We start from the raw sequence: 426 nt of genomic DNA, 5'->3' as shown, positions 1-426 counted from the left end.
AGGACAACATCGACCCTATCGGGGACTTTGTTGAGCGTTTTCCTCTCACCTTCCGTATTCTGTTCTGGCGTCTCGCACAGCTTCAGAAGCCGGAAATTCGTCAAACAGGTGCATTCCGCCGTGCTTTCGTAGGCGTCGGTCGCTACCTCTACACGGATAGTTGAGCCAATGAGTGACCTCGCGAAACTTCAAAAGGAGCTAGACCGCGTAACGTCTGAAATCTTCCTGTTGCGCGGGGAAAGCTACCTTGCTCATATCTTGTGCTCTTGCCGGATCATCTGGCAGGAGGACGCCGCTACAGCCTATACCAATGGGCTGACAATCGCTATCAACCCCAAATTCTTCATGTGGTTGGAACCAAAGACACGAGTGTTCGTAGTTGCCCACCTCCTTTGGCATGTGCTGATGATGCACAATGTCAATGGG

1 protein-coding gene is annotated in these 426 nt (G+C 51.9%); it reads left to right on the top strand.

Features of this window, described 5'->3' with window-relative positions:
• Positions 1-168 precede the first annotated feature (168 nt).
• Positions 169-426, top strand: a 258-nt coding sequence (locus RMT89_RS41105) for a DUF2201 family putative metallopeptidase (RefSeq protein ID WP_315888861.1), incomplete at its 3' end; no start/stop codon positions are given.

It is taken from the genome of Streptomyces sp. P17 (assembly GCF_032436805.1).
In the GTDB taxonomy this organism is placed as follows: domain Bacteria; phylum Actinomycetota; class Actinomycetes; order Streptomycetales; family Streptomycetaceae; genus Streptomyces.
This window is presented reverse-complemented; position numbering and strand designations above follow the sequence as displayed.